This window comes from Bacillus sp. B19-2 (genome assembly GCF_022832475.1).
Lineage (GTDB): Bacteria > Bacillota > Bacilli > Bacillales > Bacillaceae > Bacillus > Bacillus paralicheniformis.
In genome coordinates this window covers 1004232-1020662 of the sequence record NZ_JALHKQ010000002.1, presented here as the reverse complement: position 1 = coordinate 1020662, position 16431 = coordinate 1004232, and the positions used below count along the sequence as shown (strand labels likewise).

General features: G+C 42.7%; 15 protein-coding genes, 1 tRNA gene and 1 pseudogene. 5 read left to right on the top strand and 12 right to left on the bottom strand.

What is annotated here, in order from left to right; all coding sequences use genetic code 11:
• Positions 1-8: 8 nt before the first annotated feature.
• Positions 9-1217, bottom strand: coding sequence for an iron-containing alcohol dehydrogenase (locus MST20_RS12325; protein ID WP_020452714.1), 1209 nt, complete (start codon positions 1215-1217; stop codon positions 9-11).
• Positions 1218-1234: 17 nt separating this feature from the next.
• Positions 1235-2707 (bottom strand): betaine-aldehyde dehydrogenase, encoded by a 1473-nt coding sequence (gene betB, locus MST20_RS12320; protein WP_243942491.1) that lies wholly within the window; start codon positions 2705-2707, stop codon positions 1235-1237.
• Between the two features lie 324 nt (positions 2708-3031).
• Here betB and cudC point away from each other — a divergent pair, with 324 nt between their 5' ends.
• Together cudC and MST20_RS12310 are read left to right on the top strand one after the other, a co-directional pair.
• Positions 3032-3586, top strand: a complete 555-nt coding sequence (gene cudC, locus MST20_RS12315; RefSeq protein ID WP_243942489.1) for a choline uptake/conversion transcriptional regulator CudC — start codon at positions 3032-3034, stop codon at positions 3584-3586.
• Positions 3587-3706: 120 nt separating this feature from the next.
• Positions 3707-5335, top strand: coding sequence for a high affinity choline transporter 1 (locus MST20_RS12310; protein WP_243942488.1), 1629 nt, complete (start codon positions 3707-3709; stop codon positions 5333-5335).
• A 45-nt stretch (positions 5336-5380) separates the two neighbouring features.
• On the opposite strand, the gene MST20_RS12305 is transcribed toward MST20_RS12310, so the two are convergent.
• Both MST20_RS12305 and alr read right to left on the bottom strand, forming a co-directional pair.
• Entirely contained in the window at positions 5381-6298 is a 918-nt protein-coding gene (locus MST20_RS12305) for a class I SAM-dependent methyltransferase (RefSeq protein ID WP_075751236.1), read from the bottom strand.
• 176 nt (positions 6299-6474) lie between these two features.
• Positions 6475-7656, bottom strand: coding sequence for an alanine racemase (alr, locus tag MST20_RS12300; RefSeq protein WP_243942486.1), 1182 nt, complete (start codon positions 7654-7656; stop codon positions 6475-6477).
• Positions 7657-7971: 315 nt separating this feature from the next.
• Between alr and MST20_RS12295 the strand changes: the two genes are divergently transcribed.
• Positions 7972-9153, top strand: coding sequence for an oxalate decarboxylase family bicupin (locus MST20_RS12295; protein WP_243942484.1), 1182 nt, complete (start codon positions 7972-7974; stop codon positions 9151-9153).
• A gap of 351 nt (positions 9154-9504) precedes the next feature.
• Positions 9505-9674, top strand: a pseudogene (locus MST20_RS21395) (YolD-like family protein); the annotation flags it as partial.
• A 158-nt stretch (positions 9675-9832) separates the two neighbouring features.
• Here MST20_RS21395 and MST20_RS12290 read toward each other — a convergent pair.
• Entirely contained in the window at positions 9833-10165 is a 333-nt protein-coding gene (locus MST20_RS12290) for a branched-chain amino acid transporter permease (RefSeq protein WP_243942481.1), read from the bottom strand.
• A complete protein-coding gene (azlC, locus tag MST20_RS12285; RefSeq protein WP_243942479.1) occupies positions 10162-10872 on the bottom strand; it encodes an azaleucine resistance protein AzlC in 711 nt (236 codons plus the stop codon). The genes MST20_RS12290 and azlC overlap by 4 nt, the downstream gene beginning before the upstream one ends.
• Positions 10873-11044: 172 nt before the next feature.
• Between azlC and MST20_RS12280 the strand changes: the two genes are divergently transcribed.
• Positions 11045-12433, top strand: a complete 1389-nt coding sequence (locus tag MST20_RS12280) for an aminotransferase-like domain-containing protein (protein ID WP_243942478.1) — start codon at positions 11045-11047, stop codon at positions 12431-12433.
• A gap of 205 nt (positions 12434-12638) precedes the next feature.
• On the opposite strand, the gene MST20_RS12275 is transcribed toward MST20_RS12280, so the two are convergent.
• From MST20_RS12275 to MST20_RS12250, 6 genes are all read right to left on the bottom strand, one after another.
• Positions 12639-12711: transfer RNA gene (locus MST20_RS12275), tRNA-Ala, on the bottom strand.
• Between the two features lie 113 nt (positions 12712-12824).
• Complete coding sequence (locus MST20_RS12270; RefSeq protein WP_243942476.1) at positions 12825-13811, bottom strand: ADP-ribosylglycohydrolase family protein; 987 nt, start codon at positions 13809-13811, stop codon at positions 12825-12827.
• 85 nt (positions 13812-13896) lie between these two features.
• Positions 13897-14514, bottom strand: a complete 618-nt coding sequence (locus MST20_RS12265; protein WP_243942474.1) for a hypothetical protein — start codon at positions 14512-14514, stop codon at positions 13897-13899.
• A 259-nt stretch (positions 14515-14773) separates the two neighbouring features.
• A complete protein-coding gene (locus tag MST20_RS12260) occupies positions 14774-15106 on the bottom strand; it encodes a hypothetical protein (RefSeq protein WP_243942447.1) in 333 nt (110 codons plus the stop codon).
• A 72-nt stretch (positions 15107-15178) separates the two neighbouring features.
• Positions 15179-15814 (bottom strand): hypothetical protein, encoded by a 636-nt coding sequence (locus MST20_RS12255; protein ID WP_243942446.1) that lies wholly within the window; start codon positions 15812-15814, stop codon positions 15179-15181.
• A gap of 256 nt (positions 15815-16070) precedes the next feature.
• Positions 16071-16427, bottom strand: coding sequence for an Imm3 family immunity protein (locus tag MST20_RS12250; RefSeq protein ID WP_243942444.1), 357 nt, complete (start codon positions 16425-16427; stop codon positions 16071-16073).
• Positions 16428-16431: the final 4 nt, after the last annotated feature.

Here is a 16431-nt window from a genome sequence, read left to right as displayed (position 1 = left end):
GCATTTCTTTATACAGTTTTCGGGGTTAGATTAAAGCAGCGTTTATAAATCCAATTGTACGCTTTTTCGTTCAGGTCTCTCGGGTTTCCCACCGTTTGCGGGTCTTTCATCGCTTCTTTTGAAAGGCGGTCGATCATGTCAGGTGATACACCTTGCTCTTCAAGACTAGGAATCTCCAAGTCTTCCACAAGCTGATACATCCAGTTCACTGCAGCTTTAGCCGCTTCCACTGTAGACATGCCGCTTGTGTCAATTCCGAATGCTTTTGCAATGCGGGCGAATTTTTCAGGGTAGCCTTTCCAGTTGTATTCCATTACAGGCCCCATCATCGCCGCCACACATTGGCCGTGCGCGACAGGAATGATTCCTCCTAGCGTCTGGCTCATCGCATGAGCAGCGCCTGCAGATTCGCTTCCGTAAGAAAGACCTGCAAGCATAGCCGCCTGCGCCATGCCGTATCTCGCTTCAAGATCTTCGCCATCGGCAAACGCTCTGCGGATGTAATGTGCGCCGTATTCGATCGCAAGAAGGGCCACCGCGTCAGTTATCGGCTGGGCAAATTTCATCGTATAGCACTCGATGGCGTGAGCTAAAGCGTCAACGCCTGTCATCGCTGTGACATGCGGAGGCATTGATACATGCAATTCAGGATCGATAACGGTCAAGTGAGCAGCAATCAGCGGACCGCCCGTATTGAATTTAAATTCGCGCTCTTCATCTGTGATAACCGCCCATTGTGTAACTTCTGAGCCTGTTCCGGCAGTCGTCGGGATCGTTGTGAGCGGAGGAATCCGGTTTTCAAGCGGCTTCTTTCCTTCTGCCGCTTCATAGTCAAGGACCGAGCCTTCATGAGTGGCTTCGACTCCGATCGCTTTCGCCGTATCCATTGAGCTTCCGCCGCCGACTGCTACAAGGCCGTCGCAGTTTTCTTCAGCATACAGCTTGGAACCTTCAGCGACAAGACGGACAGGCGGATTCGGCTCGACTTTATTAAAGACGACAACTTCAACGCCTGCTTCCTGAAGGGATTCAACGACCGGGTTTGTGACACCTGCCTTGTAGATGCCGGGGTCTGTGACAAGCAGCGCTTTTGAAACGCCAAGCTTTTTCACTTCTTCACCCACATGTTTAACGGCTCCGATTCCATGCTTAATAACGGTCGGGATTTCAAACGTATGGAATTTGTTCATCGCTTCTACTTTCATATTTAAAGTCATGAATCATTTCCTCCTTCTTATGCTTTAAACCAATTGACAGCCGCCGGTTTCGTATTGCGGTAGACGTGCTTCACTTCTGTGTATTCTTCAAGGCCCATGCGGCCAAGCTCGCGGCCGATGCCTGACTGCTTGTAACCTCCCCAAGGCGCTTGTGCGAAATACGGGTGGAAATCATTAATCCAGACGGTTCCCATGCGCAGTTTGGAAGCGACGCGTTCCGCTTTTTCGATGTCTTTTGACCAAACGGCGCCGGCTAAGCCGTAAATCGTATCGTTTGCAAGTGAGACAACTTCTTCTTCTGTTTTGAATGATTCAACTGTTAATACAGGACCGAATACTTCTTCCTGAACGATTCTCATATCTGATGTACAGCCCGAGAAAATCGTCGGCAGATAGAAAAATCCATTTGCAAGTTCAGGGTCCTCCGGACGCTTTCCGCCTGTTTCCAGCTTGGCGCCTTCTTGCAGGCCGATTTCCACATATTTTTCTACTTTGCTGCGGTGTTCAGCTGAAATGAGCGGACCGCTCTGCGTCTCCTCGTGGAATCCGTTGCCGAGCTTGATTTTTTTCGCACGTTTGACAAGCTCTGCGACAAACTCGTCATGAATGGATTCTTCAACGAGAAGACGAGCGCCCGCGGAGCAAACCTGTCCTGCGTGGAAGAATACCGCATTCAGCGCCTGGTCAACCGCTACGTCAAAATCTGCGTCTTTAAACACAATATTCGGATTTTTCCCGCCAAGCTCAAGCGCAATTTTTTTCACATTCGTACTTGCAGCCTGCATGATTTTCTTTCCGGTTTCAATTCCGCCGGTGAAAGAAATTAAGTCGACGTCTGTATTTCTGGCTAGTTCATCGCCGACAGTGGCCCCGGGGCCGAGAACAAGGTTGGCAACCCCTTTAGGCACACCGGCTTCTTCCATCAGCTTGAAGATCTTAATGGTTGTCAGCGGTGTGATTTCACTTGGTTTGACAACGATTGTGTTGCCCGCCGCCAAAGCCGGAGCGATTTTCCAGCTGGCCTGCAGGAGCGGATAGTTCCATGGGGTGATCTGCCCGCAGACACCGACCGGCTCCCTGACAATTTCGCTTTTAGAATCGGGAATCGGTGAAGAAATGACTTCTCCTCCATCTTTATCCGCAAGCCCTGCATAATATTGAAATACGTTTGCAATATCATCCATATCGGCTCTGCTTTCTTCAAGCGTCTTGCCGGTGTCAAGCGATTCAAGCTCTGCCAGCTCTTCGTGGTCGCGTCTGATCAGTTCGGCGATTTTTAATACGATGTTGCCTCGTTCAAGACCCGGCGTATTCGCCCACTCGCCGTCGTCAAAGGCGCGGCGCGCTGCGGCAATCGCCCGAACAGCATCTTCTCTGTCTCCTTCACTGACGGTTTCAATATGCTCTTGATTGTAAGGATTGATAATGTGGCGGGTCTCGCCTTTTTTGGCGCCCACCCACTTTCCGTCAATGAAAAGTGTTTGACTCATAAAAGCAGCCTCCTCATTACGCAAAGTTTGTTAAATAAAAATTTAACGTTTTGAACACTTTGAATTTATCATGCGCCATTTTTTGTGTCAAAGGAAATCAGGCTGATTATTTTTTTTGAATTTTATGTGAACGCAGCACTCATACGGGCTGAGGCCATTTGAAAAAAAATTTTGATTTTGACATTTGAATTTCTTTCGTTAAGATAAAGAACATACAGAAATAACTTAACAAACTTAACGCGGATTTCAGATTAATCCCCGATTTTTCGGGGGAGCATTGAATCTGCAATGCTGATGTTCCGCTCCTGTGAAAGGAGGAAAGTAATGGACAATCCCCGTGATCTTTCAGCAAAAGAAGCGATCGCACAGGCAAAAGATCTTGTCATTGATTCAATCGCAGAAACGATGGATCTGTACGGCATTACCCGGAGTGCGGGTATTTTGTACGGAACGATGTACCTTTCGGATGAAATGACACTGGACGAAATGCGGGAAGAACTGCAAATGAGCAAGCCCAGCATGAGCACAGGCGTAAAAAAGCTCCAAGACTTAAACGTCGTCAAAAAGACATTCCATAGAGGAAGAAGAAAACACAGCTTTGTTGCTGAAAAGGATTTCTTCAAATTTTTCACAAGCTTTTTCCCGCAAAAATGGGAAAGGGAAGTCAAAGTGAATCTCATGGCTATTCAAGACGCTCAAAAAGCATTGGAGGACATCGTCGAAAGCGATGGGCTTGACGAAAGTATAAAAGAAGAAGCGAGAGCTCTTTATGACCAGCTGGAACAGTCAAAACCGTATTATGACTGGCTGCTGAGACTCGCGAAATCTGTCCAATCCGGAGAGATCTTTGAGTTTATACCGATTGATAACAAGAAATAAAAAGGTTTTATCCGCTCTGAAGTCAGCAATTTGCATACTTCCCAGAGTGGCGCAAAACCTTTTTTCACATTTTAATTTCAAGAAAATTCGAAAAATTATTATCGGAGGCGATGTGCATACATGAATTATGCTGAGAAGAAAAAAAACTGGATCAAATTAGGTATTTTTGCGCTGTTTGCGGGAGGCATACTCGCGTATATCGGCATATCGAATGCAGACATTCATTGGGGCGGCTTTATCTCCATGATGATATTCTTTGCTTTCACCTATTATTTAGGCGCTTTTTACGCAGCAAAGAAATCAAATTCTTTTTCTGATATGATCGTGGCAAAAAGGAGCATGCCGTTTTTCGTCGGAATGGTGACGATGGCCGCAACATGGGTCGGCGGCGGATATATTAACGGAACGGCTGAATCGGCTTACAGCGACGGCCTCATCTGGGCCCAGGCACCTTGGGGCTACGCATTAAGCCTGATTATCGGCGGTATTTTCTTCGCCAGAAAAATGCGCCGTCATCGATTTATGACCATTATCGATCCTCTCGAACAGCGCTTCGGTAAGCGGATGGCCGGCGTTTTATATATACCGGCGCTGTTAGGAGAATTGTTTTGGAGCGCCGCGATCTTAACGGCATTGGGCACGACTTTCGGAATGATTCTGAATATCGATTTCCAAACGTCGATTATTCTTTCGGCGATGATCGCCATCGCTTATACGGTGGCCGGAGGCATGTGGGCAGTCGCTTTCACAGATGTCTTCCAAATGATCATCATTTTGCTCGGGCTGTTTTTAGTCGTCCCATTTGTATTGTCAAATGTCGGTTCACTCGATAGCGTTTGGACAAATTACAGGCACGATTTCGGCAGCAGCGCCAATCTGTTTCCGCCGTTGGACGGCTGGAAAAATCCTGAATGGGGAAACCTGTTTTGGAACTGGTGGGATAATGCGCTCCTCTTAATTTTCGGGGGTATCGCATGGCAGGTGTACTTTCAGCGCGTTCTTTCGGCAAAATCGGAAAACGCCGCCATGTGGCAGTCGATTATTGCCGGAGTGATCTGCATCATTGCCGCTATTCCGTGCGTGATCATCGGAGCTGCCGGAAACAGTGCCGATTGGAGCCTGTTCGGAGCGAGCGCTCCTGATAACCCGGCGATGATTTTGCCGCAAACGCTTGCGTATTTAACGCCGGGAATCGTAGCAGGACTCGGCTTGGGTGCAATCGCAGCTGCCGTCATGTCAAGCATGGACTCATCGATTCTATCGGCATCATCAATGGCCGCATGGAATATTTACCGTCCGCTGATCAAGCCGAAGGCCACCCAAAAACAGCTGCAAAAAGTCGTCAAACGCTCAATCGTTTTATTCGGCGCGGGAGCAGCGATCATCGCGCTGAATGTCAAAAGCGTTTATACTTTATGGTATTTGGCTTCAGATTTAGTTTATTGCATTCTTTTTCCCCAGTTAACAATGGCCCTCTTTTATAAAAGAGCAAACCTGTACGGGTCAATTGCCGGATTTGCAGTTGCGGTCATTCTGAGGCTGGGCGGCGGTGAACCCGCATTCGGCATCCCGCCGCTTCTGCCGTATCCGATGATTGAAGACGGCACAGTCCTCTTTCCTTTCCGGACGCTGGCTGCGGTTACAGCATTTATGACGATCTTCGCTGTGTCCGAATTGACGCAGCGCAAATGCCCTCCTAAACAGCTTGTACTCCCTCAAGAAAAACAGAAAGACGATCGCGCGGCTTAAAATAGGAAAAACGCCCGGCTCCCGGGCGTTTTTCTTGATTCGTGTTTATTTTTTCACGGCATGAATGTAGTGAATCGTTTCAAAGGCTGACAGATCATCTTTTCGATTGTTAAAATAACGCTCTTGAATATTTGACGGTGACAAATGCTCATAAATGAGCAGCCCGGATTGCTCCAGCATATGCTGGATTTCCTGATACGAATAGCATGATTTCATCGGTTCTCCGCCTGCCGCTGCCATTTTCACCATATTTTCCACCCTGTTGGAGAAACCTTTCTCTTTGAACAGGTTTTCATCCGCATAATCAAAAACGATCGAACTCCCTGAAGGAAGATCAGCCATTAATTGTCTCAGCAATTTTTCGGTTTCTTCCTTTGTTAAGTAGTAGGAAACGCCCAAAAAGCTAAAGAACGTTTTTTTGTTAAAATGAAAACCCTTATCAGCCAATTCTTGATAAGAAAACGCCTTGGCAAAGTCCAAAGGAATAAAATGAAGGTGGGCCGGGATGTGAAAACCGGCTTTGTCGAGTCTTTCCTTTTTCCATTTTTGTGTTGCCGGATGGTCAATTTCAAAGATATCAATTTTGTCTTTTAACTCCAGATTCCGAAAACAAAAAGTATCGAGCCCTGCCCCAAGAATCACGTATTGTTCTGCTCCAAGCCGAATCTCATGGTGCAGCACGCTTTCGCAATATGCGGCACGCGCGAGCGGCGTCGGAGAAAGCTGAATTTGTGTGATCCATTTTAATATTTCTTCATCGTCTCCCTCGTATTTTTCCGCTATATCTTTGTTGAAGAACTGTATACCTTGAATGAAGCTGTTTTTGATATCAGCAAATTCTTGTTGGGAAATGAGCGTTTTGGCTAGATTATCATCAAAAATTTTTGGTTCATCATATTGGCTGTGATAAGCTCTGCCAAAAGCCGAAATAAGAGACGTTACACTCGATTCATCTTTTTTCATGTCGTACACTCCTTCATCAAACGCAAAAAAATAGGATTCTCCCGGCCAGGAGAATCCTATTATACACACCAATATCCAATTAGTAAATTATAGCATAAATAAATTTTTTTGTCAAGAATTTTCACTTTTCCTATTTTGTTCAATGATCGAAAAAACGGCCTGTGAGTATGGGAAAACTACACGTATAACAGCGGAGTCGACTTTTTAAAAATCTCGCCGTCTCTAATATAAAAACGAGGGACGCGCCAGCTTATTGTAGATACCACTTCATAGTTGATCGTATCAAGCATTTTCGCAACTTCATCAACGGAAATTTCAGCTCCCTTTTGCCTGCCGTAAATCACGACTTCCTCTCCTTGTTTACCTTCGCTCTCTCCCAGACTGACCATGATCATGTCCATTGTTACTCTTCCCGCCACCGGCACCCGTCTTCCGCGGTGAAGAATAAATCCGCGATTGGAAAGTTCACGGGAATAACCGTCAGCATAGCCGACCGGAATCGTGGCAATCACTTCCCCGCGCTCTGCAACATATGTAGCGCCATAACTAACGGTCCGCGGTTCTGTCAACATGGTTTTCACATAAGCGATGCGCGCCTTCAAGCTTAGTGCAGGCACAAGCTTAACGAGATTGAGCTGCCTGATATAATCGGAAGGATATAATCCATACATTCCGATACCTAAGCGAATCATATCAGCGCTGAATTCCGGAAAAGCGATCGCCGCGGCCGTGTTGTTCATATGCACCGCAGGCAGCTTAAAGCCTTGTTCTTTCAGAAAGCGGAGAAAGCTGATAAACTTTTCGTGTTGAATCATGGTTAGCTCAGTATCCGGTTCGTCAGCTGTGGAAAAATGCGTAAAAATCCCTTCCCATCTGAGGTTTTCACTTGCCGTCAGCGCTTCCACGATGGCTAAAAGCCTTCCTTTTGTGCGTACACCTAAACGCCCCATGCCGGTATCCACATTGATATGAACAGACAGCCGGTCAGGGGTTGCTTCTGTTTCCAATATCTCGTTCGCTTCTTTAATCCAGTCAACTTGAAATGCTGATAACGATATATTCCAAGCTGCCGCTTCTTTCACACAGCTAAGCGGGGTGAAACCAAGCACAAGGGTCGGCGCTTCAATCCCCGCTTTTCGTAAAACGACCGCTTCCTCCACCGAGGCAACGGCGAGCTCACTCGCGCCATGTTCAAGTGCATGGCGTGCCACTTCCACCGAGCCGTGCCCATAAGCGTTCGCTTTTACGACAGCCATAATCTTGCTCCTCTTCGGAATATGCCGCCGAAATGCGCGCAAATTTTTTTTAATCGCATCAAGGTTTACCTCTACCCAAACTTCCCGGCAAAGCTTTTTCATCAACGCTCCCTTCTTTCTTGTCACATAGTATTCATTTCATGTAGCCGTTCGAAAATGGCCCGGATGCTTTCTATCTTATTCAACTTCGGGCGAAATCATTCAGTCAGTAGTCATTGGATGATCGGTCGAAGACCGTCAGAAAAGAAATAAACTGGATGCTGCGCCGTGCAGACTATACTGCCGCCCTACGAAAAAACGGCGCAGCGTTATTTTAAAGGAAGCGAAAATCTGTCCGGTTTTTTTATCGAGTCGATATATTTTCAGCGTCCGTGTCATAAATTTCGGTATACACGACCTGTGAAGGGAGCTTTTCACATGAAAAGAACAGCCGGGACTCCAGCTTGGTACAATCGCGTGCCTCATCCAATAAGACACGATGGTGCGGGCGCGACAGATTTTGGTCCCCGCGACGTGATGCGGGATGTAGAGAATCCCGACATGTTCGTTCCTCCAAAAACAGATGCCGGAGCCATCCCAAATTTAAAGTTTTCTTTTTCAGACACACATATGCAGTTAAATCATGGCGGCTGGTCGCGTGAAATAACTGCCCGGGAGCTGCCGGTATCAACAACGATTGCCGGCGTCAATATGCGGCTGACGCCAGGCGGGGTGCGCGAGCTGCATTGGCATAAACAATCGGAATGGGCTTACATGATTTTGGGCCATGCGCGCATTACCGCCGTCGATCAGGACGGCAGAAACTTTATCGCCGATGTCGGCCCCGGGGATTTGTGGTTCTTTCCCGCCGGAATACCGCACTCGATTCAAGGGCTTGAGGATGGCTGCGAATTTCTCCTCGTTTTTGATGACGGAAATTTCTCCGAGTTTGATACCTTCACGATTACAGATTGGTTCGCACATACACCGAAAGATGTTCTGGCCGCGAATTTCGGTGTACACGAAAGCGCCTTCGCCCGCATCCCCGACAAACAGCGATACATCTTCCAAGCAAAAGCGCCGGGACCGCTTGAAAAGCAAAATGTGCCAGACCCGTATGGAACCGTACCAAAAAGCTTCGCTTACAGGCTGTTTACACAAAAGCCTATCGTAACGCCGGGCGGAACGGTACGAATTGTTGATTCTTCAAACTTTCCAATTTCAACAACGATCGCCGCCGCGCTCGTCGAAGTCAAGCCCGGCGGAATGAGGGAAATGCACTGGCACCCGAACAACGATGAATGGCAGTACTATATCTCAGGAACCGGGCGAATGACAGTATTCGCGGCGAACGGGACTGCCCGCACCTTTAATTACCGGGCGGGGGATGTCGGATATGTCCCGTTTGCCATGGGGCATTACATTCAAAATACAGGCAGCGAAAGCCTGTGGTTTTTAGAAATATTCAAAAGCAGCCGCTTTGCAGACATTTCATTAAATCAGTGGATGGCGCTGACTCCAAGAGAGCTGATTGAAGAGCATTTGCATGTAGGACCGGAGCTGATGAACGCTCTGCGAAAAGAAAAATGGCCAGTCGTCAAATACCGTACGGACAGATAGGCTATCCACCCGCAAAAATGGATCGCGTAAAAAAGGCAACAAAAAAACCCTTGAATGATCAAGGGTTTTAAAGATGGAGCATAGCGGGCTCGAGCCGCTGACCTCTTCCTTACCATGGAAGTCCTATCGATAAGGATGTTAAGGCTGATTTCAGTTGGATTCATTTCTATTAAAGTGTTTAAGCCCGAACTTAGGGTGGATTCACACACTTCACGGTCAATTATTTTCGCCAATATCCTTGAATGAAAAAGAACCTAACTTCGACTGTTGGGTTCCTTTTCTCGCTGGAAAAAGAACACGTCATCATCTCAGGGAGATTCACAATATGATAGATGACAGAAATGGTCTGCTATGATGCTGACAGAGCATGTTGAACTGCTCCGTGAATTAGAAAGCAGCCAGAACAAAGTGAAAAGGCCGGTGCCCGAAATGTCCCAAATTGAAGATATGGAAATGGTCATAAGTAAAGAATGAACTTTAATAATCCAGTTCAGTTATTTCAGCCGCTTCCCTTTTTAAATTCATTTCATAAAAATCAGATTCCGTTGCGTGGATTCAAAATCTTAACGACTGTGCGTACAGATGATTCTCTACTTGCTTAGTTCATAGAGTTGATGCTCGTCTGTTTTTTTGCACGATTCGCAGCCTCCTTGATTTTCACAAATCAGAATCGGTGTGATCAAAAAATGACTTGCACAAACATCATATAGACAATGGTTCCCCCTGCTATAGAGAGGAGCATATTTTTCTTCCAAAAGTGAAGTAGTACAACTGCAGCTGCCCCAATCAATTCAGGGATACCGTGACTTCCAGAAAGTAAACTCACATCTTTAAAACAATAAATAACCAGAAGCCCAATGACCGCTGGTGGCAACACTTTGCCAAGATACTGTACATATTTCGGTGTCGGTTTGCCCGACGGGAAAATGATAAATGGTAGGAACCTTGTCAGCATTGTTCCAAGCACTACCATAGCAATGGTGATTATTTGCTGCGTTATGCTCATCGTCATACGGAAACCTCAGCTTTCTCCAATGGTTTTCTCAGAACAGTGAGCACGCCTAAAATGGCAAGCATAGCAGGAATAATAAATTGGTTCCCGCCAAAAATGATCAGACTGGCTGCTGAAAGCCCAAGTCCTGTGAGAGCACTGTGGTGCTTTTTCTCTTTCATCCACTGTTCTATGAAAATCACAATAAAGAGTGCTGTCATTACAAAATCAAGCCCTTCAGTATTAAACTTTACAAAAGATCCAAACATTCCTCCGATTGCTGCTCCTGCGACCCAATATAGATGATTAAGCAGCGTCACAAAAAACATAAACCATCCCTTGTCAATATTCGCTGGAACATCAGCCGTATAATTGATAGAAAAAGATTCATCACACATTCCATAAATCAGATAAAACTTTTTCTTTCCAGTTCCCCTGTACTTATCCAACATGGAAATTCCATAAAATAAATGCCGGGCATTCACCATTAACGTTAATAAAAGAGCATTAAACGGATGGAACCCGCTCAGCAAAAAATTTGCAGCAACAAACTCCATAGACCCTGCAAATATCGTAAAACTCATAATGATCGGATAAATTGCGCTAAACCCTAAAGAATGCATAAAGATTCCATAAGCAATTCCCAAAAATAAAAATCCGGCTAAAATCGGCATCGTATATGGGAAGGCCCAACGAAATGCAGCCCATATTTGATTTCTTTCTGTCATAGAATTCACACCTCGAATGAAAAATTTTATTATAATTTATCACACGAAATCCAAACAATAAATTGGATAATTGTATGGATTACAATTATCTTTTGTATAATAAATAAGTACATTTACTAGATGCTTCACATGATAGATATGTTGTTTAGAAATTAGATAATAGAGGTGAATTATGCCAGTAAACTCATTCGACAATTACCCAATGTCTTGGAAACCTGAAAGGAAGGCATTGAAGCGCCCGTTTTATGAATCAATCGCAACTTTGCTTGAAGAGGATATAAAAAACGGCTATTTAGCGCCTGGTACAAAACTGCAGCCGCAACGGGAATTGGCTGACTTTCTTGACTTAAACTTCACTACAATTACCCGTGCTTATAAAGTGTGTAAGATTAAGGGGCTGATTTATGCGGTCACTGGAAAAGGAACTTTCGTTTCTCCTAGCGCCGCTCGTTCTATTACCATTTCTAGAAATAAAATTACCAACTGTATCGATCTTGGTTTGGTTGCCTCTTTTGAAGAAACCAATGAAATTGTAGCTGAGGCGATTCAACAGGTTACGAATAAACATTATTTAGAGCAGTTACTCAATTACAACGATCCAACCGGCATTCCGCATCAAAAAACGGCAGGACTCAACTGGATGAAATCGCTCGGCATTCAAACTGACCAAGAGCATATCTCAATTGTTTCCGGTGCCCAAAATGCGCTGGCCGTTTCATTGACCGCATTGTTTGAGCCAGGAAATCGAATTGCAACAGACTTATATACGTATGCAAACTTTATTGATCTGGCAAAAATGCACCAGATCCAACTAGTGCCGATTGTTGGAGATGAATATGGAATGCTGCCAAACGAGCTTGATAAGCAGTGTACGCAACTCAACATTCATGGCATTTTTCTGATGCCCTCCTGCTGTAACCCGACTACTGTTATGATGTCAGATGTTAGAAAGAAAGAAATCGCGGAAGTCATCCGCAAGCATCGTTTACTATTGATTGAGGATGATATTCATGCATTTATGACTGCAGGCATAATCTCTGATTACCAGGAGCCCATGTTCAACCTGCTTCCAGAGCAAAGCGTTTATATTTGCAGCACTTCAAAGTCCATCTGTTCAGGATTAAGAGTAGCCTATATCGCCTATGGGGATGCATTACGCGAGAAAATCCTCCAAGCTATTTTTAACATTAATGTGAAAACATCTTCCTTTGATGCAGAGGTAGTAACAGAACTGATCTTATCAGGAGAGGCGCATGACATTGTTTCTCGAAAAAAACAGCTTGCCCAGTCGGCAAATGATATTTATTCGGAGTATTTTCCTGAAAAAGAGTTGAATGGACATCCTTTAAGCTTTTATCGTTGGCTTTCCATCAAAAATCTTAATGATGGGTTGCAGATGGAAACAGACCTGAAGAAACACGGAATTCGAGTATTTCATTCTGACCGCTTTCTCAGTGGTTCGACACCACCTCATAAGTACCTGCGTATTGCTCTTTCTTCTACAAAATCACTGGATGAGCTCAGGACAGGTTTAGAAAGATTAAAAAATTATTTGGGGTAATTCAGAAAGAAACGATAAAGAAATGACCCCTTTTTAATGAATTATCATATATAGAAGTAAATTGATTACCCAACAGTTTCTAAAAACATCGGTATCGATCACTGAAAAAAGGTTAACCAACAATTTGCCAACAACTCATTATTCGAGTCGATTTTTATAAACAACAATAAAAAAAGAAACCCTTGTATATCAAGGGTTTCCGAGATGGAGCATAGCGGGCTCGAACCGCTGACCTCTACACTGCCAGTGTAGCGCTCTCCCAGCTGAGCTAATGCCCCGTATATTTAAGACATGATTTATTATAGATGGATTTTTGGAGAAAAGCAAGTGGTTTTTGATGTGAAAAAGAAAATGTCCTGTCAGCCGGCATTTTCTTTTTCATATAGACAAGCTATTGCTTTGATTTTTCAAAGCAGAACTGAGTGAACCTTTCAGACAAATCCAGAATGTCTTCTTTCCTTGCCAAGACAGTGATCCATTCTTCCGGGATGCTTTTCATTTGATCATACATTCCAGCCATCGTACCTGTAATAAACGCAATTGTATCTGTGTCTTCCCCCAGGTTCACTGCTTTCAATACTGCATCAGAATAGCGCTCTGAATTGAGGAAACACCACAATGCCGCTTCTAAAGAATGCACGACATAGCCGTCTGACATGATATCTTCTCTTTTAACACCAGCAATGTCATCATTGAGTACCCTCTTATAGGCAGAAAACTCATTTTCATACTCGGTTCCTCTCAAATTCTCCACACAAGAATGGACAGCTTGTTTATATGCCTCTTTAGGAGAATGATCAAATAAGTTTATTAAGAATTCTATATAAATGATGCATCCCAGCGTAGATCGGGGATGACGATGTGTAATAAAGGCCCACCTTTCGATCTCAGCTTGCCTTTTTGAAAAATCGGATTCGTTCCATAGTGTAAAAGCCAACGGAGATATTCTCATTAATGCCCCGTTTCCATTATCAAACTCAGACGCTCCGCCGCATCCTTCAATCGGAATGCCCCTTTTGAAACGCTCGATTGCATCATCAGTGGCCCTGCCAATATCAAACATGCTGCCGTATGGCGTCCAGTACCCTTCCCGATACGCAGCAAACTTTTTCATCAATTCGGTCTCATCTTTTTCTTCGATCAGATTCTCCATTAAACACAAAGTGAGTGATGTATCATCTGACCATGTCCCAGGCGGCTGATTATAAGTCCCGTACCCTGTCATTCCAGTAATATTTAAGTTTCTAGCTTTAAATTCCACAGGGACCCCAAGCGCATCACCGATAATCCCGCCAAGGATAGCGGAGTACAACCTTTTTTTAAATTGTGAGATATGGTTATCATCGTTCCACTGGAACGATATTGTTCTTCTTTTCATCTGGCACACCTGCTTTGTTAGTTCATCTTTAAAACGCATGGAGAGCGATTTTTTTGTTTCAATACGAAAATATAAAATTTTATTTCTATAAAGTCAATCTTTTTATCTTCTCCTCAAATTGCATACCTATAGTTATTTTGTTTTTCCATAGATTCAAAAGAGAGCTAACTTCTTTTAATCTTTCAGAAAAATTATACAATACAAGAAACGCATTTGGAGCTTCTCTATCTTTAATTAAATAAACTTTTTTGAAGTCAGGCGTCATATAAAAAATATTAAATAATCCATTTTTTGTTTTTTCTAAGTTAATAGCAGCTTTTTTTTCCTTAAAAATTGAAAAATATTTCTCACCAATTTTCAAATTCATTAAATTATTTAAAGATTTTATATCATTATCTTCTAACTCTAATATGCTATCCACTGTTTCAATATCTTGAATACGATCACTTAAAATTGAAGCTGCATAAATTCCAAGCGCACAAACTCCCTGTTCTTTTTGATTAAATTGCTCTTTAATAAACTCATTCCCTCTTTTATTTAATATTAAATAATACATATTTTTTTCCGTGTTCTCTTGAAGTTCAACAAATGTTTCTTGATAAATACAGTTATTAAACTTTTGATAAACCCTTATTTTATTTTCTTCAGTTTGACTTATAACTGCATAATCCTCACCAAGGTTTTCCTTCAACAAATTATGCATTTCTATAAAACCACCTTTTGTAATGGAAACTTCTTTTGTATAATCTTTATCTATTTATTGATTTAATATATTGAGCTCACCCATCAAAACTTTCAAAACATGGAGAGTGTCATTGAGATATCCTGAGTCAGCAATTAAACACTTTCAACAGAAGCATTCCATGCACCTTTTTTCAGTACCCGATTAAAGGACTCTCAAGGGGCAGGAAATCTCCAAATAGGTACTTTAACTTCTTCAATTTTTTCAACTTCACCTTTTCCTACCCATTTTTCATACTCAAATCGATTAACTTGAACAAATCCATATTTTTCGATAATGTCAGGGCCATGTAAACCACTTCCATTAAGAGCCTATTGTCTTCCTCACGAAAAACAGGAAACTCAAGACCATTAATAATTGCTTGGTATCTTACATCATAAACTGAAGAAATATGTGCTCTTCGAACTTTTTTACAATATTGTCCACCTCCACCTAAAACAAAACCAAATTGCATTGATACGGAATCTTTGGTAAACAACTCATAGTTTTCTTGATCATGCTGAATAATTTCGTACTCTTTGCCATTGTATAACGCCCAAACACCATTTCTCATAAAATCTCAACCTTATGTAGTTTCAATTAAAATCGACCATCTATAATAGATAGATGGTCGATTAAAAATTCACTATGAAAGAAAAGTTTTTATGTCTCCTTCAGAGAAATTATTTGCTATTCCTTCAGTTTCCAACAAGTTTTTCACTTCATTTTCAAATTTATAAAGCAAATAAACTTTTTTGAGCGCAATAAACAATGCTCTTTGATTTCGGATGGCTACTGTAGATTGAATCACATTACCTTTATCGTTGACAAAAGAGACAATCGAACTTGTTTCGTCTTCCTTCTCTAGCATAATCGCTCTATTTCTTACTTGTGATTGTCCCAAAGCAAATAAAGAAGCAGGGACCCCTAAAATAGACATGGCTTTTAAAAGTTTACTTTGATCAAATGTAGGGCCACCTATATCCAACTCTTCATGTTCCATCACAAAACGCTGAAACTTTTCTAAAAAGTAAAAAGAAGATAAACTATCCAAAAAAAAGTGTTTTGCCCCTTCAACTTCAGTATCAAATTCTTTTGTTACTTCCAAATAAGGGTTGTTTTGTCTTTCAACCATAAACAAACCATAAACCCACTTATTCTTGTCTTTCTCTAATTTATGAAAATTTTCATACGGAGCAACATTCTCTTTAATGCAACTATCTTCAAGAGTAGTTGATTTCCCCAGCTTATTCAAAATTTTATGAGCTTGATTAATATTCACTAAAAGTCCACCATGTTCATTTAACTTATTTTAATAAATTTTGGCGATGCCTACGTCGTTAGCTTGCCTTTTGCTTTCAGCCCATGCGTTTTTGATTATATCTCATTTGAGTCATTCAGCACTCTTAGCATTTTCTGCTTCACAAAAAATAAAGTGTGTTGGATATTCGTCTGAATCAACCCCATCGTTATCACCGGCCGTCTCTTGGGCAAGCGAGACAAAAGTTTGTTTAACGTACTGCTTCATTTATTTTTAACTATTCTGCTGAAGGGTTATAATCAACCTCAACATTTTTTAGTCCTTCTATTACTTTATTTATTCGTCTTGATAAATCTTTTATTTCTTCTAATGCTAATTCACCTTCTGCTTCTTGTGGGTTAAACCTGCTTAGCCTATTTGTGATACCATTAATACGCCCAACGAAAACTTTATCCTGACCTATTAAAATCTCTCCAATAGCAGTATCAACAATAACATCTTCTATCTTGCCTAAGTTGTCAAATTCATCTGCTAATTTTGCTATTGCATACCTATGTCCCCTATCTTCGTCTAACAACTCTTCATATGTCTCTTGAATTGCATCAAATAATTCATTATAATCCCAATCTTTCATTGGT